Raw genomic sequence first — 19,482 nt, forward strand, 5'->3', positions numbered from 1 at the left:
CCGGGAATAGGAGACGCGGTCCCTGAAGCTCCACTGCGCGAGGTGTCCGCGTCAGATGCTGATGCGCAACCCCGCGCCCAACTCGAAGGTGGGCGCCGCCAGGGTGCGGCCATGAACGGTCTCCCCGTTGACGTCGACGTCGGGCACCGAGAAGCCGAGTCGGAACTCACCACCCTTGTGGCCGTAGTGAACGGCGCCATAGGCCTCGACCGTCAGGTAGCTGAGGGCGCGGTGGGTGACGTTGATCCGACTGATGTACGACTTGTCCGAGAGGTTGCTGAGCGTGAAGAAGTTGAAGGACGTGCGCTCGAGCGACCCGGGCCGGTCCAGGAACAGGTACGCGGCACCATAGTGGCGGCCCAGATACAGCGGCTGGAAGGCGTCCTCCGCGATCAGGTACGGATAGCCGAAGGAGCTCGTGTAGCCCGTCGAGTTGTAGAAGTACTCCACGCCCAGCACTGCGATGTCGTTGTCGCCGTAAGGGAAGCTGTAGTTGGCGCCACCCGTCACCTGTGGCGTGAGCCCCGAGGGGACATAGGCCTCCACCAGCGACGTGTCCTTGATGATCTCCTCGTACGTGGTTCCGGCGGGGATTCGGTACAAGGGGCGCTCGGTGCCCTTCTTGATGCCTACTTCTCCGTAGACATCGATGGGACCCAGAGCCGAGGACACGTCGAACCCGAAGCGCGGCTTGCGACCCCGCTGTGCCACGGCGCTGGCGCCGAACTCGGCGGGCCCGAGGACGACTTCCGCGCGCAGCGCCCCACCGATACGGCTCAGGCGGTTGACCGGGTCGGCCTCCACGGGGGGCGGAACGCCTCCCGTGTTGTCGAGCAGCGCGCCCGCATCGGTGCCCAGGTCATCCATCACCGCGATGGCATAGAAGTTCCAGCCCTTCGCCTCCCAGGGAACGTGGACCTTCAACATGGACACGCCGGTGCGCAGGTCCACGAAGGCCAGCGGATTGCGCCGCTGCGGTGACAGGAAGTCGGTGGGGTTCCATATCTGCCCCGTGCCCCACTTCACATGCTGCTTGCCGATGGTGAGGAACAGGGTCCGTTCGATATCGAAGCGGAGCCAGGCCTGGTCCAGCAGCACGCGAGGATTGGACGGCGTGTTGTTGGTCGTGGTGCCCGTCTGCGTGGCCACGGTGGGGTCGTAGCTCAACCGCCCCACCACGAAGCCGCGCAGCCGGTCCATCGGCCGCGCGTCGAAGTACCCGTCCACCAGGGTGGGCGCGGAGAACGACGTGTCACCGAACGACGTCCCCTCCGTCGCCGCCGCGAAGCCGCGCATGTAGAACTGCCCGCCAATCTTCAGCGGGTCGTCCACGGCCTCATCGGAATCGAAGGCGCTGCGCGTCCCCGGCCCCGACAGCGCCTGCGAGTCCCGGTCTCCCGGCTCGGGCGGAGCCGGGGTCAGCGGCGGTTGCCGCTCGGTCGCGTCGCCCGTGTTGCTCGCGTCTGCTCCCGCGGACGGCGCGGGGTCCTCGCCGAACACCTCGTCGTCACTGGGACGCCCCGTCGTGGGAGGCTCCCCGGGCGTGTCGGCCTGGGCGGGCTTGTCGTCCTCGCCCCCGAAGAGGGCATTCTCGTCCGGCCGCTCGGACTGCCCGAGCGCGGTGGTGCCGGCGAGGACCACGGACAGGGCCGTGGCCAGGGTGAGGTTGCGCGGGCTCATCGACTCTTGCTCTCGAGCCAGGCCTTGGTGAAGAGGTTGGCCTCCAGCGGGCGCAGGTCCACGGACTTGATGAGGATGATGGTGGAGTTGGCCTTCTCCACCTCGTCGTAGAAGCGGATCTCCTCGGGGAACCAGACGTCGGCGCCCTTGGACTCGCTGAAGATCTTCTTCCAGCGCGGATAGAGCGCGGTGCGCATCAGCCGGCCGGACAGGGCGTAGTCCTCGCGCTTGAGGATGTTGTTCGTGTCCTTGTCTATCCACATCTTGACCAGGGGATAGGCCACGTCCACGTTGGGCTTCACCTTCAAGAGCAGCTTGTGGGCGGTGAATTTGCCCAGCTTCGCCTCGCCCTCGTAGGCCGGGTCGAACTCCTCGGCCAGACGGGACTCGTCGAAGTCGGCACGTCGGCTGTCGGTGCCGGCGATGCGCTCGCGCTCGGTGCGACGCTCCCACTTGCCCACGTTGGGGTCGTAGCTCCAGAGGTTCTTGTCCATCCTCAGGTAGCCCTTGCCCGCCTCCGTCTTGGGCTTGCTGAAGAGGATCATCAGCTTGTCGTCCGCGTCGCGCCGGTAGACGAACGCCTCGCGCACGTTGTCTGTTTTGTCCTTCTCCTTCTGCTCCATGTAGATGAGCGACTTGTAGTCGCCACCGTTGCGCTGACGGTCATCGATGGTCGCCAGCATCTGCGTCATGGCGGCCGGCTCCAGGGCCAGCGCCACGGGCGCGGACAACATGGCCACGGACAGCGCCGCGGCGGACAGCAGATTCTTGAGGCTCATGGATTTCATCCGATGTGGTGCATCGCCGTCACCGGCTTGAGGCGCGCGGCGAGGAAGGAGGGAATCAGCGAGATGAGCGTGGTGCAGGTGGTGATGAACACCATGGCGCCGACGACGGAGCCCGCGTTCACCACCAGGTGCAGCCGGTCCGACATGATGAACATCGCCACGGCCGCCGGGACGCCCACGTGAGCGGCGTCCACGCCCAGGCAGACGGCCAGCCCGATGAGCGCGCCCGCCAGGGTGCCCAGCGCCCCGAGCGTCATCGCCTCGAACAGGAACATCGCCACCACCCGGGTGCGCTGCATGCCGATGGCGCGCAGCGTGCCAATCTCCCGGGTGCGCTCCCGGATGGCGATCCACAGCGTGTTCATGATGCCCACGCCGATGATGACCAGCAGCACGAAGATGAGGATGCCGGTCAGCCCGTTGAGCGCGGTGAGCGTCCAGGTGATGAACGACAGCTCATCCTCCCAGTTGGTGATGTCCAGCTTCTGTCCGGTCCACGCCTCGCGGTTGACGACCTCGAACTTCATCCAGAAGGCGCGAGGGTCATTGTCCATGAGCTGGTGGCCCGCGTCCGCCAGCACCGTGCGCAGCCGCGCCTGGACGACGGGCACCTGGTTCACGTCCTTGAGGTACAGATAGAGGGCGCCCGTGGTGTCGTCGCGCAGTTGGTACAGCGAGCGCAGCGTGTTGGACGGGACGAAGACGTTGAAGTCGCTCATCATGCCCACGTCGGTGGCGATGGCCGCGACGCGGACGTCCACCGTGTTGTTGGTGCCGCGCATGGTGGGGGCGGAGACGGTGACGGTGTCGCCCACCTTCACCTGGAGCCGCTTGGCCTGCTTCTCGAACAGGAGCACCGTGCCTTGCTCGTTCAGCCCGTCCAGGTTGCCCTCGTGGATCTGCAGGACCTGCCGGAAGCCCGGCTCGTCCTTCACGTCGATGCCGCCCACGCCCACCTGCATGGAGGCGGACTCGCTGACGATTTTCGCCCAGCCGCGCCCGCGCTGGACGGCGTAGTCCAGCTCCGGCACCTCCTTGCGGACCAGCTCGAGAATCTTGGGGTAGGCCGTCACCACCGGCGCGGCCTGGCCGGCGGTGACCTTGAAGAAGCCGCCCACGTTGACGTGGCCGGTGGCGAGCGTGGTGGCGGAGCGCAGCATCGTCTCCTTCATGCCCGTGGACAGGCCCATGAGGATGACGAGCAGCGCGGTGACGCCGGCGATGGCGCCGCCCAGCAGCAGCGTGCGCCGCCGGTGGGTGCCGAGGTTTCGGAATGCGATGAGGAAGAGTTGGAACATGGCCTTACTCGTCCGTCTGCATCGCCTGGAGAGGCGACACCCGCGTCGCGAGGAACGCGGGATAGAGGGTGGAAATGGCGGACACCAGGAGGACAATCACGAAGGCCGCGATGAGGTTGCCGGCGCTCAACGTGGGGTAGAGGCGGGGACCGGAGAAGAAGAAGTACAGCGCCTCGTTGCCGGCGGGGATGCCGGCGCTGCCCAGCGCGCTCATGATGCCGCTGCCGAGCAGCGCGCCACCCACGCCGAACACGAAGCCGAGCAGCACCGTCTCCACCAGCACCATGCTCAGCACGAAGGATCGCTGCGCGCCGATGGCCCGCATCGTCCCGACTTCGCGCACGCGCTGGAGGGTGGCCATCATCATCGCGTTGTTGATGATGACCAGCGCGACGATGAAGATGATGAAGACGGCGAAGTAGAGCACCAGCTTCGCCATCAACACGAACTGGCCGATGAGGCCCGCGGCCTGCTGCCACGACACCACGCGGAGCTTCAGTCCCGCCGCCGTGGAGGCCTGCTTCAATTCCTCCATCGTTTGCTGGAGCTGCTCGGGGTCCTTGAGGATGATGGCCGCGCTGAGCGCCACGCCCTGCTCGATTTCCTGCTGGGAGTAGACGCGCGAGGCCAGGTCGTCCCGGCGCAGCGAGCCCAGGGCACCCTCGAACGCCTTCGAGTCCTCGATGAGTCCCGGCGTGGCCTCCGCCACCAGCGTGTTGCCGCTCTCCTCGCCGAAGAGCGCCTCCTCGGCGTTGGCGCGGTCCACCGCCTTCAGGCCGCTGTTCTTCTGCAGCTCGGCGATCTCCGCCTTGCGGTCCGGACTGAGGTAGCCGTACAGCTCCCGGAAGGACATCAGGTCCATCAGGTTGATGACGCCGGCCATGGCGGACTTCTCCAGCCCCTTGAACTGATAGGTGCCGTAGATCTTCACGTTGATGCTCTGCACGTAGCCGGTGCGCGTGAAGGCGGTGATGGTGAGGTTGTCACCCATGCGCATGCGGTACAGCTCCAACAGCGGCGCGAGCTCCGCGTAGAACTGCTGGTAGCGCGTGTCGAAGTTGTCGTCGGTGGTGGTGAGGAACTCCGACAGGAGCTTCTCCAGGGAGGCCTCCTTGCTGCCGAGCACCTTCTGCAGCCGCTCCACCGCCTGCCCCGTCTTGATGGGGTCCAGCTGGAAGAGGATCTCCCGTGGCTGCGTCTGGTTCTCCTTCACCCAGCGCTGCAGCTGCGGGTCGGTGTCGATGCGCTTCTGGTTGAGGTCCCGCTCCTGCTTGATGTTGTCCATCCGGAGCGCCGTCTTCAGCTTGAGGAAGTTCTCGTAATAGAACTTGGACAGCAGCATGCCGCGCTTGCCCTGGGGCACCGGCTGACCGTCGACAATCTCCATGCGGTCGAAGGTGCGCTGGAAGGAGTCCAGGTCCGTGCCCACGTAGCGCATGTCCAGGAGGTCGCCGTCCGGAAGCTGCGGGGCGATCCGGTTCTCCAGGAACTCCAACGAGGCGAACGGGTCCTGCTCGAAGGTGTCCCAGAACGCATCGGTGCGAGCGCGCGCCAGGGCCTCCACCTCCACCGGGTCCACGGCGGCGGAGCTGAGCAGCTCGCGGCTCTTGTTGCGCTGCTCCTCCATGAGCGACACCATCTGCCGCACGTGTGACTTGACGCTGTCGATGTTCGCGCGAAGGGCAGGGGATTCGCCTTCCTCCGCGCGCTTCTTGTAGAGGTCTCTCAGGCGCGCGAGCGTCAGGTCCACCGTGTTGCCGGAGGTGATGAGCGCGCCGCTGGTGCCCATGGGCACCACCGTCTTCACGTTGGGGTGCTTCTCCAGGACGGGCTTGATGCGGCTGAAGTCGTCCAGCACCGCCAGGTCCGGCTCTCCGCTCATGCCGCCGTACAGGCTCAGCTCGTCCTTGGAGTCGTCCGAATAGACCTGGAGGTGGCCCGCGACGCTGCCGATGATGCTGCGGCTCATCGCGCTGTCCATGCTGTCGAGCAGCGCGCCGCCCACCACCACCAGCAACGTGCCGAAGAAGATGATGCCGCCGATGAGGATGTTGATCTTGCTGGTGAACAGGTTGCGGAAGGCCACCTGCATCAGCAACCGGAGCTGGCCCATGTCAGTGACCCTCCGCGCCCACGGCGAGGGCCCGCTTCGCCTCGGAGGGGGTCAGCCGGTCCAGGATCTTGCCGTCCGCCAGACGCACCACGGCGTTCGCGTGGTTCATCACCTTGGCGTCGTGGGTGGAGAAGATGAAGGTGGTGCCTTCCTTCTGGTTCAGCTCCTTCATCAGGTCGATGATGTGCTGGCCCGTCACCGAGTCCAGGTTGGCGGTGGGCTCGTCCGCCAGCACCAGTTGGGGCCGGGTGACGAGCGCGCGCGCCACGGCCACGCGCTGACGCTGGCCGCCGGACAGCTCGTTGGGGCGGTGCTTGGCGTGATGGGCCAGGCCCACCTGCTCCAGCAGCTGATTCACCCGCTCCTTGCGCTGGTTCTTGTCCAGCTTGCGCTGGAGCAGGAGCGGGAACTCCACGTTCTGGAAGACGCTGAGCACCGACACCAGGTTGAAGCTCTGGAAGATGAAGCCGATGGTGTGCAGGCGCAGGTGCGTGAGCTGCCGCTCCGTGAGCTGCTTGGTGTCCTGGCCGGCGACGCTGACGACACCCGACGTGGCGGTGTCCACGCAGCCGATGAGGTTGAGCAGCGTCGTCTTGCCGCTGCCGGACGGGCCGGCGATGGAGATGAACTCCCCGGGATGCACCTGGAGATCCACGCCTCGCAGCGCCGGGACGACCACCTTGCCGAGGGTGTAGTCCTTGGTCACGTTGGTGATGGAGACGATGGGAGATTGCGCGACTGCGGCGTTCATGCGGTGCGTCCTTTCGATGCCTTGGGGGTGCGGGGCGAGGGGCGGGCGCCGCGCGAGGCGCGCCACCGCTCGGCGATGCCGGCCATTTCGGCCAGGTAGAATTCACAGAAGTCCGCCGCCTCGAGCAGGTGCTGCTTGTGCGCGAGCTGCGGCGCGCGGAGGGCCTCCTGGCACACGCGGACAAACGCCTTCACGCTGTCCTCCGCGGTGCGAAGCCGGCTCTCCCAGCCGTCGTTGTTCACGACGTAGTAGTGCTGCCGGTCTCCGGGCACGCTGGCGGGCTCCACCAGTCCAATCGCCATGCTGGCGCGGATGTTGGTGGACACGGAGGCCGCGCTCACCTTGAGCACGCGGGCAATCTGCTGGAGCGACAGCGGTTGGTCCGTCAGCATCAGGAGCGCGTGGATGCGCCCGCCGATGCGCGTGCTGCCCTGCCGTTCGAAGTACAGCCCCATCGATTCGATGAAGCGCTGCTCCGCGGCGCCCAGCTCCTTCATTCCCGGCCTCCGTCTCACCCGAGGAGGCCGCGCGCGACAGACGTCCGCGAAGGGCCAGGGTGGCGCCCGGCATCTAGTTCGTTCAGACCATTCAGTCAATACTGAATGAAGTGAACGCAAGCAGGGCCCGCGACCTGTGGAGGCCGCGGGCCCTGCTCATCCCCGTCTCGGGGGAAGACGTGCGTCACGGGTACCGGTCCGTCGGCTCAGTACGTGTCGGGGCTGGTGCTCTTGTCCCCGGAGGTGCCGGTCCCCATGTCCTTGTTCTTGTCGGTCCCCATGCCGGAGCCGCCGGTGCCCGGCTCCTCCATTGGGGCGCCCGGGTCCTGGGTGCCCGTGTCCGGGGCGGGCTGGTTGATGGTCGGGTCAGGCGTCATGACGTCCGTGCCCGCGCCGCCAGTGCCCGACAGCGAGATGCTCTTGGCCATGTTCTTCGTTTCCTTCACCTCGAAGCTGGCCCGGATCTCCTGACCCTCCTTGAGGTCCTTGGCCTTCTTGAGCGTCGGGTCGGTGAACGTCGTGCTCTTGTCGATGTCGAGCGTCACCACCGCGCCCTGCGCGTCCTGGACGAAGACCTTGCTGCTCTCGGCCTTCACCACCTTGCCGCTCAGCTCCTTCTGGCCCATGGCGCTGGAGCCCATGGTGGAGCCAGAGCCCCCCATGGAGCTGTCCTGCTGCATGGAGCTGTCCTGCTGCGTGCTCCCGGTACCTGAGGTGCCCGAGCCACCCTGGGCCGCAGGGTCCTGCTGCGGCTTGGTCTTGTCATCGTTCGCCATCGCCGCGCCGGACCCCATCAGCGCCATCGCCGCGAAAACCCCAACCAGCTTCTTCATGGGAGAGTCTCCTGTGTGAGTGCGACGGAGGGGTGTGCGTGATGCAATCGGTCCCTCCGCTGTTCCAAAAGCTAGGTGCGACCGTGGAAGGGGACAGGGCTGGGGGGGCAAGGTCGGCGCGTGCCCGGCCCCTCCCCTGCCGGTGGGCCATGGGCAGGGTGGACCCGAGGGCAGGCCTCAGGCGGCTTGTGGGCGGACGGGCTTTTCCCCTAGCGTCACGCCGGCAAGCGTCCATCGGCCCCCTGGCCGCTGGCCCGACAGGAGACCCCCTCCGCGATGCCCCCGTCAGCCAAGCCCTCCGCTCCCTCCCCGTCCCAGGAGCTCCCCGTGCCCTCGTACCCCGCAATCGAGTCGCTGCTCGAGGCGACCCCCGCGGAGGACGTCCGGGCGCTGTTCGACCCGCTGAAGGACGGCCTGGCCGCCCTCAAGGGGCCCAAGGTGGACGCGGGCAAGAAGGCCCAGGCCGCGCTGACCCACGCCGAGCAGCTGCTGGAATTGTTGGTGGATACCCGCGAGCGGCTGATCGCCGAGGCGAAGGGTTCCAAGGGTCGGAAATGACGGGGTTTTCCCGTTGAGTCGCGGTTTTTCGCCACGGACAGGCAACTGGCGGAGGGCTGGGCCGATAATCAGGGAAAGAGCACTGGATCATCCGGGAGCTCTGTCTACTTCTCGCAGCGCCTGGAGGATGAAATGGCGAAGATCGACAACATGATGGGTCCCGGCGTCCGGCTCTCGACCAACGTCACGACGGCGCGCCAGACCCCGAACACGGGCTTCGGCGCTCGGCTTCAGAACGGCCTGAACAGCGCGGCGGGCGCGGTGGGCACGGGCGTCGGCGCGGTGGCCGGCATGATTCCGGGCGGTCAGATTGTGTCCGCGGCGGTCTCCTCGGTTCACACCCTGTCCAACAACGCGGGCTCTGGCAGCGCGCCCTACGCGGGCGTGATGAGCACCGCGGTCGGCATGGGCGGCGGCACGGTGGCCCCGTCGATGGGTGGCGGCGTCGCGGCCGGCATCAGCGGCGTGGCGGGTGGCGTCGGTGGTGGTGTCGCGGGTCCGGGCACGGGCGCGCTGGGCACCAGCACGTCGGACACTGTCGGCGGCAACTTCTCGCTGAACCAGATGGCGGCGGAGAACTCCAAGCTGCTGAACCTGCAGGCGGCCATCCAGCAGGAGTCGCAGACCTTCACGGCTATTTCCAACGTGATGAAGTCGCGGCACGATTGCATCAAGAACTCCATCAGCAACGTCCGCTAAGCCCTCGGGGCGTGGCGGGCGCGAGCCCGGAGGGGAGGGGAGCGGCGCCGCTTCCCTCCAACCCGGGCCAGGAAAGGAAGAGCGAAGTCCATGGCGGAGAGCGTCTCGGAGATCTCGAACAGCCTGGTCCCCTTGGGGCGCCAGCAGGCCATGGTGTTGCTGGAGGCCGGCTATCTGTGGCTGGACATGGGGCAGTTCGACAAGGCGAAGGAGATCTTCTCCGGCGCCGCGGCGCTGATGCCCAGGAGCGAGGTTCCGCAGCTGGGGCTGGGCGCGGTGGAGTTCGCGCAGGGCCGTCACGACAAGGCGTTGCAGGCCTACCGCTCCGCGCAGCGACTGGCGCCGCAGGCGTCCCTGCCGCGCGCGCATGTGGGAGAGGCGCTCCTGTTCCTCGGCAAGGTGCCGGAGGCGCTCAAGGAGCTGAAGGCCGCCATCGACCTGGAGCCCGAAGGTGACGGGGCCCGTCTTGCGCAGGCGCTCCTCCAGGCGAAGGAAGCGGGAGTCCTGCCTCCCGCGAAGAAGTAGAGGCAGAAGGGGAGCTTCGCCCATGGCTGTCGGTGGCGTTGGACGCGGTGGTGGGAAGGGGCGCGCCGGCGGCGCGAAGGGGGCGTCGTCCGCGGCGCCCACGGGTGGCACGGCCTTTGGCGCCCGGGTGGACAAGGCGGAGTCTCTCGTCGGCGTTTCGGGTCTGGTAGGCTCCAGCAACGTCCAGGGCCCCCAGGCCGCGGATCCGGTCGCCGCGCAGGCGATGGCCATCGCCCGCGGATTGAAGAACGGGGGCTTCAAGAGCAAGGAAGAGGCGACCCGGGCGTTGGTCGCCGAAGTCCTGAAGGAGAAGCTGCGCATGAAGTCCTCCTCCCTCACCACGAAGATCGCGGACGCACTGCAGGATGACCCGAGGCTGAACCAGGTACTCGAGCGGCTGTGGTCCAAGGCCGAGTGAGCAGCGCTTGCCACTGGGCGAAGACAGGAAGGCCATTCTCACCAAGTACGGCCCCTACGTTCGGTCGCTCGCGGCGACCGTGCGCAAGCAGTTCAACGCCCAGCTGGAGCTGGATGAGCTGGTGGCGTACGGACAGATTGGACTGCTGGAGGCCGCTGAACGATTCGACCCGAAGGTGGGAGCCAACTTCCTCACCTTTGCCCACTACCGCATCAAGGGCGCCATCTTCGACGGCTTGAGGAAGATGGGGGTGTTGAGGGGTTCTGACGCCCGCAACGCGTATGTGGGCGAGCGGGCGGCGGCGTATCTCGGCAATTTGTCGGACCGGGAGTCGGGCTCAAGCAACCGGGGCAGCTCATTCGACGATGATGTCAGTGACATCTCGGATGCGGTGCAGGGTCTGGCGATGGTGTTCGCCTCCAGTCTGGAGGGGGCCGACAACGGCGGGTACACCGACGAGTCGCTGCCGGTGGATGTCCGGCTGGAGCAGGAGCAGCTGAAGACGCGGGTGCGGGCGGCGATAGAGAAGCTCCCGGAGAAGGAGCGCAAGCTTCTTCAGGGGTACTACTTCCAGGGCAGGACGCTGGAAGAGGCGGGGTCGGAAATCGGGCAGTCGAAGAGCTGGGCGTCGCGGCTTCATGCGCGCGCCATCGACCGCCTCAAGGAACTCTTGAACGAGGAGGAGGAACTTCCCCCTACCTCGACGGATGCAAGGAGGCTGTCACATGGCGGGTCCGATGGCGGGCATCTCCGCGGCGCAGGTGGCGCAGCAAAAGCTGCAGGATCAGGGCGTCCAGCAGACGAACAAGGCGGGAGCGTCGAAGTTCGACGGAGTTCTCGCTGACAAGGCGCAGGGCGCCGGCCAGGTGGACGCGGCCCAGGGCGTGAACAAGGCCCAGGCGGCGCAGGCGACCCAGAAGACGGACGCCGTCCGCCAGGTGGAGACCGTCAACAAGACGGAGAAGGCGGCCCTGAACAAGGTCAGCGCCACCGCCACCCAGCCGGTCTCCGCGAAGGCCGCGGAGCCTGTCGCCGCCAAGACGGAGACGGGCAAGACGGGCAAGGCCTCCGACATGATGTCGCAGGTGATTGGCGACCTGGAGAAGGGCCAGGGCAACCTGGAGAAGATCATCTCCCAGGCCTCCAGCGGCAAGCAGTTCTCCAACGCCGAGCTGCTGTCGCTCCAGGCGTCCATGTACCAGTACACCCAGCAGTTGGACCTGACGAGCAAGGTGGTCGAGAAGGCCACCACCGGCCTCAAGGACGTCGTCAAGACGCAGGTCTGATTCAGTCCACCGTCCTCGGTGGCGCTTGGATGAAGGGCGGCCTCTCCGAGTTGGAGGGGGCGCCCTTCCGCGTTTTCCGAGGCCCTAGTAAGCTCAATGTGCCCATGATTCGCCGACCGCAAGCGTTCGCCGCCCCGCTCCTCGCCCTCGTGCTCGTGACGGGATGTCACATCGAGCTGCAACATGAGCTGAGTGAAGCGGACGCCAACGAAATCTACGTCCTGCTCAGCAAGAACGGCATCAACGCGAAGAAGGAGAAGGAGGAAGGCGGCAACGAGGTGCGGTTCATGATCACCGTGCCCAAGACGGACGCCGCGGAGGCAGCGGAGTTGCTCAAGCTCAACTCGCTGCCCAGACCCGTGGAGAAGGGGCTGTCGCACTTCGCCAAGGGAAGCATGGTGCCCACCGCCACGGAGGAGCGCGCCATGCTCCTCAAGGCCATGGCGGGCGAGGTCTCCAACGCGCTCAATCAGATTGACGGCGTGTTGGAAGCACGCGCCATCGTCAGCGTGCCGGAGAACAACGACCTGACGCAGCCGGAGAACAAGCCGCTGCCGTCCGCGTCGGTGTTCATCAAGTACCGCATCGTCGAGGGCGGCAAGGCGCCCATCGAAGTGGCCGCCGTGAAGGCCTTCGTGGCCACGGCCGTGCCGGAGATGCGGCCGGAGGCGGTGACGGTGCTGATGACCGCGGCTCAGGGCCCCAAGGCGGAGAAGACGGACGAGAACCGGCAGCAGGACGTGCTGGGCCTGCGGATGACGGCCTCCAGCGCCAGCCAGTTCAAGGTCATGCTGGGGGGCGCCTTCCTGCTCATCGTGGTGATGATGGGCGTGACGGGGTGGTCGTTCATGCGCTCCCCCGGCGGCGCGCCCGCGGCGCGTGGCACCCGTCCCCGCGTCCGTCCGCCCGAGGCCTGACGCCTTCCGCGCCCCTCCCGGTGGGGCGCCTTCTTTCTCCCAGCGGGCGTCCGTGGAAGCCCGCGAGGTGACGTTTGGACTCGTTCTTCACCTCGCTCAACAAGCGCCAGAGCATGTTGCTCCTGACCGCCGTCACCTTCGGCGGCCAGGAGAGCTTGGGGGCGATGGAGCACCTCCCGACGGAGGAAGGTGAGCTGCTGCGCCACCGCGCGCAGGAAATCCTGCAGATCCCCCGCGACAAGCGCATCCCCGCGCTGGTGCAGGAGATAAAGCGGCTGGTGAAGGACCGGCGCGGCCAGTTGTGGAGCGCGGAGCCGGAGCGCCTGGCCGCGCTGCTGCAGCGCGAGCGCGGTGCGCTGATGGAGATGGTGCTGCGCGCGCTGCCCTCCGCGATGGCGGAAGCGGTGCGGGTCCACCTGCCGCCGTCTCGCGTGAAGCTGACCCGCGAGGTCCGGCCTCAAGTATTGGACATCGTCCGGTGGAAGCTGGAGGAGGCGCTGGCTCGGGAGTCGAGCGCCTCGCAGTCCGCGGGCTTCAAGTTCTCCGACGTGCTCATGCTCCAGCAGCGAGAGCTGCTCACGGTGAGCGACAGGCTGGGCGCGCGCGTGCTCGGCCCGGCCCTGGCGGGTCTTCCCGACGCGGAGCGGGAGATGCTGCTGGAGGCCCTGCCTCCGGACCTGAAGCTCCTGGCCGGCAAGTCCGTGGCGGCCAATGCGCCGCGCAAGCTTCCCGAGGAGGACGCGCGCGCGCAGCTGGAGCTGCATGACGGACTGAAGAACCCGGCGGGCTCCATCCGCAGCGCGGGAGTCCAGCGGCTGGCGCGCGCGTGCGTGGCCCAGTCCCCTGAGTTCGCCGCGCGCATGCTGGAGAAGTACCGGGGTGAGTTCGGCAGCCTGGTGGCGAAGTGGGTGCGCGAGGAGCGCATCCGTCCCACCGCCCGCGGAGACGGTGGCCGCACCGACATCGTCATGGACCTGGAGCGGCTCGCCACCCGGGGCCTCATCGAGCGGCCCGTGCGTCTGGCGACGCCTCCGCCGCCGCGTCAGTCCGCCGTGCTTCCTCCGCCCCCTGGCGCACGCAAGGCCGCGGCCGCCGCGGCTTCCTCCGTCGCGCGTGAAGCTCCCGCTGGAGGGACCCGTGAGCCCGGCGCCGCGCCTCGAGAAGGAACAGGCGTGGCCCGTGAGCCGGCGAAGGCAGCCGCCGCCGCGCCTCGAGAGGGGACGGGCGTGGCCCGCGAGCCGGCGAAGGCCGCCGCCGCTCCTCGAGAGGGGACAGGCGTGACCCGTGAGCCCGCGAAGGCACCAGCCGCCGCGCCTCGAGAGGGGACAGGCGTGGCCCGCGAGCCGGCGAAGGCAGCCACCGCCACGCGCCGGCCTCCAGGGGCCGAGCCCGCGGCGCGGCGTGACTTCATGGCCGAACGGGCCGCGAGGAGCGCGGGCGCCATGTCCAGCCGCGAGCCGTCGCGCGTCGCGCGTCCCAAGGATGGTGCCTCGGACGGCTCCGCGGTTCATCGCATCCCTCCTCGCCGTGAGCCCACGTCCGCTGCGCCGGCCCCGGGTGCTCCGCGTCGCGAAGGCACCTCGGCGGGTGCTCGCCGAGAGCCTCCTGGCGCGCCCGTCGCTCGTCGCGAGCCAGGTGGCCCCGAATCCCGCCCCGGGCGACCGGACCCGGAGGGGGCCCGCATCGGTCCTCCTCCCTCGCGTCTGGGCCTGGGGGGACCTCGGCCCCGGCCCGCGCCTCCCGCGGGTGAGCCAGAGGCGCCTCCGGCTCGGGAGCGCTCGCGCGTGGGCCCCGCGGCGGAGGGTTCCCGCGTGCAGCGCCCGCCCGAAGAGCTGTCTCGCGCCTCTCGCGTGCAGCCCCGTCCCGACGCTGCCCCCCCGCCCCGCGAGGACCCGGAGGGCTCTCGGGTGTTCCGCTCGCGCTCCTCGGTCAGCGTCAAGGCGGTGCGCCCGGACCCGGCCCGGGAGGGTGCGAGCCCGCAGGAGAGGCCCCCTCGGGTGCTGGCCGGGCGAGCGGCTCCCGCTCCGGGCGCGCCCCCAGGGGTTCGGGAGGGCACGTCGGTGCAGCGCCGACCCCGTGGGGCGTCCGACACGGACGGCCCGGTGCCTCCTGGCTCCGGTGGGCGTGGACCGCGCGGCGGAACGCGCTAGCATCCGGCCCGCAAGGAGCGGCGCATGGCGATCGGCAAGGTGATCAAGGGTGACGGGACGGCGGAGCCGTCTCTCGTGTCGGAGCGGCCGGTGTTGCGGCCTCCGCGCGCGGGGGTGATGAACGCCGAGGTCTTCGAGGCCCGCCAGGGAGCCCAGGGCATCATCGAGGAGGCCCACCGCGAGAAGGAGCGAATCCTCGCGGAGGCCCAGCGCGAGCGCGAGGAGCTGCTCGTGAAGACGCGGGAGCAGGGGCGCCAGGAAGGGCTGGCCCAGGCCACGGAAATCATCCTCCGCGCGAAGATGCAGGCCGGGGAGCTGCTGGGCACGTACGAGAGGGACATCATCGCCCTGGGACTGCGCGTGGGTGAGAAGATCATCGGCCGGAGCCTGGAGAAGGACCCGGACCTGATGCTGGAGCTGTGCGCGTCCGCCATCGACAACCTGCGCAGCGCCCGCGCCATGACCCTGCGAGTGCACCCGAAGACCGCCGCCGTGCTGCGCGCCAAGAAGCCCATTTTGATGGAGCTCATCGGCCGCGCGGTGGATCTGGCCATCAAGGAGGACCCGGAGGTCGCTCCGGTGGGTTGCATCGTCCAGACGGAGTTCGGCACGGTGGATGCGCAGCTGCCCACGCAGCTGGAGATGCTCCAGAACGTGCTGCTGCCTGACCAGAACGGCCCGAAGGAAGGCCCGGCCTAGCCGGGACGGAACGTCCATGGCCATCGACCTTTCGCGCTATTTCGACCTCATCCAGGACGCCCAGACGGTGCGCGTCCGGGGCCGCGTCACCGAGCTGACGGGCCTCATCATCAAGGCGAGCGTCCCCAACGTCCGCGTGGGCGAGCTGGTGCTCATCAAGAGCCGCGGTCGCGGCCCCGTGAAGGCGGAGGTGGTGGGTTTCCAGGGCGACGAGGTGATGCTCATGCCCCTGGGCGAGCTGTACGGCATCGGCCCGGACAGCGAGGTCATCCCCACCGGAAAGCCCCTGAGCATCAAGTGCGGCGAGGCGCTCCTGGGGCGCGTGCTCAACGGCATCGGCGAGCCCATGGACGGCAGCGCACTGCCGGAAGAGGGCCTTATCGACTGGTCCGTGGACCGCAACTGCCCGGACCCGTTCACCCGTCAGCGAATCGAACGGCCCCTGCCCCTGGGCGTGCGCTGCATCGACGGGCTGCTCACCGTGGGCGAGGGTCAGCGCGTGGGCCTCTTCGCCGGCTCCGGCGTCGGCAAGTCCACGCTGATGGGACAGATAGCGCGCAATACCCAGGCCGACCTCTGCGTCGTCGCCCTCATCGGCGAGCGTGGTCGCGAAGTCCGCGAGTTCATCGAGGACGCCATGGGCGAGGAGGGCATGAAGCGCTCCGTTCTGGTGTGCGCCACTTCTGACCAGCCCAGCCTCGTGCGTCTGCGCGCCGCCTACGTCGCCACCGCCATCGCCGAGTACTTCCGGGAGCGCGGCGGCAATGTGCTCTTCATGCTCGACACGGTGACGCGTCTGGCGCGTGCCCAGCGTGAGATTGGCCTCGCCGTGGGTGAGCCCCCGGCCCGCCAGGGCTATCCGCCGAGCGTGTTCTCCATGCTGCCGCGCATCCTGGAGCGCACGGGCAACTCGGAGAAGGGCAAGTGCACCGCCATCTACACCTGCCTCGTGGCCGGCGGTGACATGGAGGAGCCCATCGCGGACGAGGTCCGCGGTATTCTCGACGGCCACTTCATCCTCAACCGCGCGCTGGGCGAGCGGAACCAGTGGCCCGCAATGGACGTGCTGGCGAGCCTCAGCCGTGTGATGAGCGGCATCGTCTCCAAGGAGCACAAGAAGGCGGCGGGCAAGCTGCGCGAGACGCTGGCCACGTACGAGAAGCAGCGCGACCTCATCCTGCTGGGCGCCTACCAGTACGGGACGGACCCCCGCACGGACTACGCCATCGACAAGTACGACGCCATCATCGACTTCCTCAAGCAGGACACCCACTCCAACTCTGGCTTCGAGGAGACGGTGGAGCAGTTGATCGCCCTCTTCGAGGAGTGAGGGACAGGGGTGCACCCCGGTAAATCCGGGGTAGGATGGGGTCACCATGCCCCCGTACCGGTTGCAAACCCTGCTGGACATGCGGACCCGGGCCAAGGAGGAAGCCGAACAGGCCTTCTCCGACGCCATCAAGGCCCTCGAGCGGGAAAAGGTGGAGCTCCAGCGGCTGATTGACGAGCTGGAGCGCCGCAAGCGCGAGCGCAAGGAGAAGGTGGCCGCCTACCTCAAGGAGGTCATGGCCAAGGGCGCCGGCATCAACGGCATGAACATGATGGGCCGCTTCGAGGAGCGCCTGAAGGACGAAGAGGCGCAGGTGGCGCTGGAAGTGGAGCGTCAGCGGGAAGCGGTGAAGGTGGCCGAGCGACTCGTCGAGCAGCGGCGGCGGGAGATGGCCGAGGCGGCCAAGGAGCTCAAGGCCATCGAGAAGCACAAGGAGACCTGGCAGAAGCAGGTGAAGCACGAGCGCCAGCAGCGCGAGGAGTTGAGCCAGGAGGAGATTGGCAACGCCTTGTTCCTGGCTCGGCAGCGCAAGTAACCTGCCGCCACCCCTTCCCTCGGGAACGATGTCATGAGCCGAGTCGACGACGACCGTGAAACAGCGCGCCTGGCCGAGCGCATCATGCAGGAAAAGAAGCTCGCCGAGGGCCAGGCGAAGAAGCGGACGGAGGGGGCCAGCGCCTTCCAGAAGCTGATGCAGCCCCAGGCCCAGCCCCAGGCGACGGCCCCTGCTCCCGCGCCCACGCCACAGACGCCGGGTGCCTTCGCCAAGCAGATCCTGGCCAAGGCGACGCAGGAGGGGAAGACCTTCGGGGAGCAGGCCCAGCAGCCGCAACTGGGTGGCAACCCGGCGGGTCTGGCGCAGACGCAGCGCCGGGCGGACAGCGGGGCCACGGAGGCTCGTTCCGGCTCGCGCGCCGCGGATTCCAAGGAGGACAAGCGCACGTCCGAGGGGCGCGACAAGGACATGAGCAAGGCCGAGTCCGCGCTGGGACAGGTCAGCTCGGAGAAGGGCGCGCTCATCCGGGCGGATGCCGATGCGGGCGGCGGCAAGGGCAGCGGGGGCGGCGGCAAGGACAAGAAGGAAGGCGGCGGCGCGGAGATGGCGCCGGGGTTCCGGTTCAACCCCGCGCTGATGGCGCCGGTGCCGGTGGCCAAGCCCAAGGACACCGCGGGCTCCGAGCGGCTGCGCGCCATGGCCAGCGAGATTGCCCAGAAGATCGTGGACCGCGTGCGTGTGGGCACCAACGCCGCGGGCCTCGCGGAGTTCCAGATTGATTTGCGCGGCGACGTGCTCAGCGGCCTGTCCATCAAGGTCAGCGCGCGCAACGGGAAGATCTCCGCGACCTTCAGTGGCACCAACCGTGACGTGCTGAAGATGCTCGAGGAGCACAGCGAGGGGCTTCGCACCGCGCTGGGCGGCCGTGGCCTGAAGCTCGAGACGGTGCGCTTCGAGGCGAAGACATGAGCGTGGAGCCGGAGGACGAAGGTCCCGGCGTGCATGAGCGGACGATGCTGGTGGACCTCCGCCAGCTCAAGCCGGTGCGTCCGCCGGAGAAGACCGAGCGTCCGGAGAAGGTCGAGCGTTCCGAGCGAAGCGAGCGTCCGGAGAAGGTCGACCGGGGCAGCTGGCGACCCTTCCAGTTCAAGGGCCTGGAGAAGGTGTCCAGGGCGCAAGGGCTCCTGGCGGAGCGGCTGCGCTGGCTGACGCCGAACGATGGGACCCTCGGGGCGGTGTCCGCGCGGCTCAAGGGCCTGTTCGACGCCGAGGTGCGTCTGTCCCTGGAGTCCGTACAGGTGCGGCCCATGGCGGAGCTGCGCCGGTTCCTGGGCGACCCGACGTTCCTCGCGGTGCTGGCACCGGGGGCGTTGCAGGGCAGGGCGGTGCTGGAGGTGGAGCTGTCACTGGCCCACACGGCGGTGGACCTGCTGCTGGGTGGCGCGGGCGAGACGGTGGGCCTGCGGCCGCTGACGGACATCGAAGAAGGGGTGATGGGCTACGTCATCCTGGAAGCGCTGCGGGTGCTGGTGCCCGCGCTGCAGGCCGGGGTGCCTCGCCCGAGGCTGGACGGCGTCGCGCGTGGCGTGGACGAGGTGTCCGCTCGCCTGGGCGACGACGGGCCGATGCTGGCGGTGCACCTGAATGCCACGCTGGGGCCGCACAGCGGCATGGTGCGGCTGGTGGTGCCCTCGGCGGTGTTGGAGGCGGCGGAGCCCGCGGTGGAGAGCGCCCAGCGGCGCGCTCGGGCGAAGGCGGACCTGGCGGTGCATGCGCGCCGGCTGTCCGCGGTGCGAAGCTGGCTGCGGGCGGAGATTGGCACCGCGGAGCTGACGTCCAACGACCTGGCGAGCCTGCGGGTCAAGGACGTCGTCCTGGTGGACGTGCTGTCGGCGCGGCCGGACCGGGGCGAGCCTGGAACGGCGCAGCTGCGCGTGGGCGCGGGGCGCTCGGGGCACGCGGAGGCCCAGGTATTCGTCGAGGACGGGCGCTACAAGGCCCGCATCACCGGCATCATCCCCGGGGAGTCGGGGAACCCGCGCTCGGCCACCGAGGAGGGTGGGGGGCGGGAGCAGGAAGAGGACTTCACCAACCCGGAGCTGGACGTTCCTCCGGAGCTCGAAGGGGCGCCCTTGGACGACGTGAACAAGCCGGACGGAAGCGACCTGCTCGGCGACGTACCGCTGCAGATCGCCGTGGAGCTGGCGCGCATCCCCGTCACCGCGGAGCAGGTGGTGGGCATGCGGGCCGGTCAGGTCATCGAGCTGAGCCGGGGGCCCGGCGAGCCAGTGGAGCTTTCCATCAACGGCAAAGTGGTGGCCCGAGGCGAGCTGGTGGAGATGGAGGGCCAGCTCGGCGTGCGCGTCACCACCCTGGCGAGCTGAGGACTTCATCCGCGACGGAAGCAAGCGGGCGGGAGCGGGCTGCCGGACGGGGGCCCGTGG

The 19,482-nt window shown here is 68.5% G+C and carries 20 protein-coding genes; 13 read left to right on the forward strand and 7 right to left on the reverse strand.

The genetic code is table 11. The features are described 5' to 3' along the window. Positions 1-51 precede the first annotated feature (51 nt). The 7 genes from HUA76_RS19965 to HUA76_RS19995 form a co-directional block, all read right to left on the reverse strand. Positions 52-1,680 carry a hypothetical protein gene (locus HUA76_RS19965; protein ID WP_174461803.1) on the reverse strand — a complete coding sequence of 543 codons (1,629 nt, stop codon included), beginning with the start codon at positions 1,678-1,680 and terminating at the stop codon, positions 52-54. Beyond that, on the reverse strand, positions 1,677-2,459 hold the full coding sequence (locus HUA76_RS19970) for an outer membrane lipoprotein-sorting protein (RefSeq protein WP_174461804.1): 783 nt from the start codon (positions 2,457-2,459) through the stop codon (positions 1,677-1,679). The genes HUA76_RS19965 and HUA76_RS19970 overlap by 4 nt, the downstream gene beginning before the upstream one ends. 5 nt (positions 2,460-2,464) lie before the next feature. Continuing rightward, positions 2,465-3,766 (reverse strand): FtsX-like permease family protein, encoded by a 1,302-nt coding sequence (locus HUA76_RS19975; RefSeq protein WP_174461805.1) that lies wholly within the window; start codon positions 3,764-3,766, stop codon positions 2,465-2,467. A 4-nt stretch (positions 3,767-3,770) separates the two neighbouring features. Further along, positions 3,771-5,879 (reverse strand): ABC transporter permease, encoded by a 2,109-nt coding sequence (locus HUA76_RS19980; protein WP_174461806.1) that lies wholly within the window; start codon positions 5,877-5,879, stop codon positions 3,771-3,773. Between the two features lies 1 nt (position 5,880). Beyond that, entirely contained in the window at positions 5,881-6,630 is a 750-nt protein-coding gene (locus HUA76_RS19985) for an ABC transporter ATP-binding protein (RefSeq protein ID WP_141648440.1), read from the reverse strand. Next, positions 6,627-7,127, reverse strand: a complete 501-nt coding sequence (locus HUA76_RS19990) for a GbsR/MarR family transcriptional regulator (protein WP_141648439.1) — start codon at positions 7,125-7,127, stop codon at positions 6,627-6,629. Before HUA76_RS19990 ends, HUA76_RS19985 begins: the two co-directional genes overlap by 4 nt. Positions 7,128-7,333: 206 nt before the next feature. After that, entirely contained in the window at positions 7,334-7,960 is a 627-nt protein-coding gene (locus tag HUA76_RS19995) for a hypothetical protein (RefSeq protein WP_174457195.1), read from the reverse strand. 327 nt (positions 7,961-8,287) lie between these two features. On the opposite strand from HUA76_RS19995, the gene HUA76_RS20000 reads away from it, so the two are divergent. The 13 genes from HUA76_RS20000 (at position 8,288) to sctQ (ending at position 19,422) form a co-directional block, all read left to right on the forward strand. Continuing rightward, on the forward strand, positions 8,288-8,518 hold the full coding sequence (locus HUA76_RS20000; protein ID WP_371745608.1) for a hypothetical protein: 231 nt from the start codon (positions 8,288-8,290) through the stop codon (positions 8,516-8,518). A 132-nt stretch (positions 8,519-8,650) separates the two neighbouring features. Continuing rightward, positions 8,651-9,217, forward strand: a complete 567-nt coding sequence (locus tag HUA76_RS20005) for a hypothetical protein (RefSeq protein ID WP_141649236.1) — start codon at positions 8,651-8,653, stop codon at positions 9,215-9,217. Positions 9,218-9,307: 90 nt separating this feature from the next. After that, positions 9,308-9,742, forward strand: coding sequence for a tetratricopeptide repeat protein (locus tag HUA76_RS20010; protein ID WP_141649237.1), 435 nt, complete (start codon positions 9,308-9,310; stop codon positions 9,740-9,742). Between the two features lie 22 nt (positions 9,743-9,764). Beyond that, positions 9,765-10,160, forward strand: a complete 396-nt coding sequence (locus tag HUA76_RS20015; RefSeq protein ID WP_141649238.1) for a hypothetical protein — start codon at positions 9,765-9,767, stop codon at positions 10,158-10,160. 7 nt (positions 10,161-10,167) lie between these two features. Next, on the forward strand, positions 10,168-11,004 hold the full coding sequence (locus tag HUA76_RS20020) for a sigma-70 family RNA polymerase sigma factor (protein ID WP_141649239.1): 837 nt from the start codon (positions 10,168-10,170) through the stop codon (positions 11,002-11,004). Further along, a complete protein-coding gene (locus tag HUA76_RS20025; protein WP_246137878.1) occupies positions 10,886-11,446 on the forward strand; it encodes an ATP-dependent helicase HrpB in 561 nt (186 codons plus the stop codon). The genes HUA76_RS20020 and HUA76_RS20025 overlap by 119 nt, the downstream gene beginning before the upstream one ends. A 104-nt stretch (positions 11,447-11,550) precedes the next feature. After that, positions 11,551-12,363, forward strand: coding sequence for a type III secretion protein (locus HUA76_RS20030; RefSeq protein ID WP_174457193.1), 813 nt, complete (start codon positions 11,551-11,553; stop codon positions 12,361-12,363). Between the two features lie 74 nt (positions 12,364-12,437). Beyond that, on the forward strand, positions 12,438-14,513 hold the full coding sequence (locus HUA76_RS20035) for a hypothetical protein (RefSeq protein ID WP_174461807.1): 2,076 nt from the start codon (positions 12,438-12,440) through the stop codon (positions 14,511-14,513). A 24-nt stretch (positions 14,514-14,537) separates the two neighbouring features. Continuing rightward, entirely contained in the window at positions 14,538-15,212 is a 675-nt protein-coding gene (locus HUA76_RS20040; RefSeq protein ID WP_141647476.1) for a FliH/SctL family protein, read from the forward strand. 16 nt (positions 15,213-15,228) lie between these two features. Next, on the forward strand, positions 15,229-16,542 hold the full coding sequence (sctN, locus tag HUA76_RS20045; RefSeq protein ID WP_174461808.1) for a type III secretion system ATPase SctN: 1,314 nt from the start codon (positions 15,229-15,231) through the stop codon (positions 16,540-16,542). 46 nt (positions 16,543-16,588) lie between these two features. Further along, a complete protein-coding gene (locus HUA76_RS20050) occupies positions 16,589-17,077 on the forward strand; it encodes a flagellar assembly protein FliH (RefSeq protein ID WP_141647478.1) in 489 nt (162 codons plus the stop codon). 33 nt (positions 17,078-17,110) lie between these two features. Continuing rightward, positions 17,111-18,007 (forward strand): flagellar hook-length control protein FliK, encoded by an 897-nt coding sequence (locus HUA76_RS20055; protein WP_174461809.1) that lies wholly within the window; start codon positions 17,111-17,113, stop codon positions 18,005-18,007. Then, positions 18,004-19,422, forward strand: a complete 1,419-nt coding sequence (gene sctQ, locus HUA76_RS20060) for a type III secretion system cytoplasmic ring protein SctQ (protein ID WP_174461810.1) — start codon at positions 18,004-18,006, stop codon at positions 19,420-19,422. The genes HUA76_RS20055 and sctQ overlap by 4 nt, the downstream gene beginning before the upstream one ends. The last annotated feature ends 60 nt before the right edge of the window (positions 19,423-19,482 follow it).

Origin of the sequence: Myxococcus sp. CA056 (genome assembly GCF_013336715.1) — a bacterium.
Lineage (GTDB): Bacteria > Myxococcota > Myxococcia > Myxococcales > Myxococcaceae > Myxococcus > Myxococcus llanfairpwllgwyngyllgogerychwyrndrobwllllantysiliogogogochensis.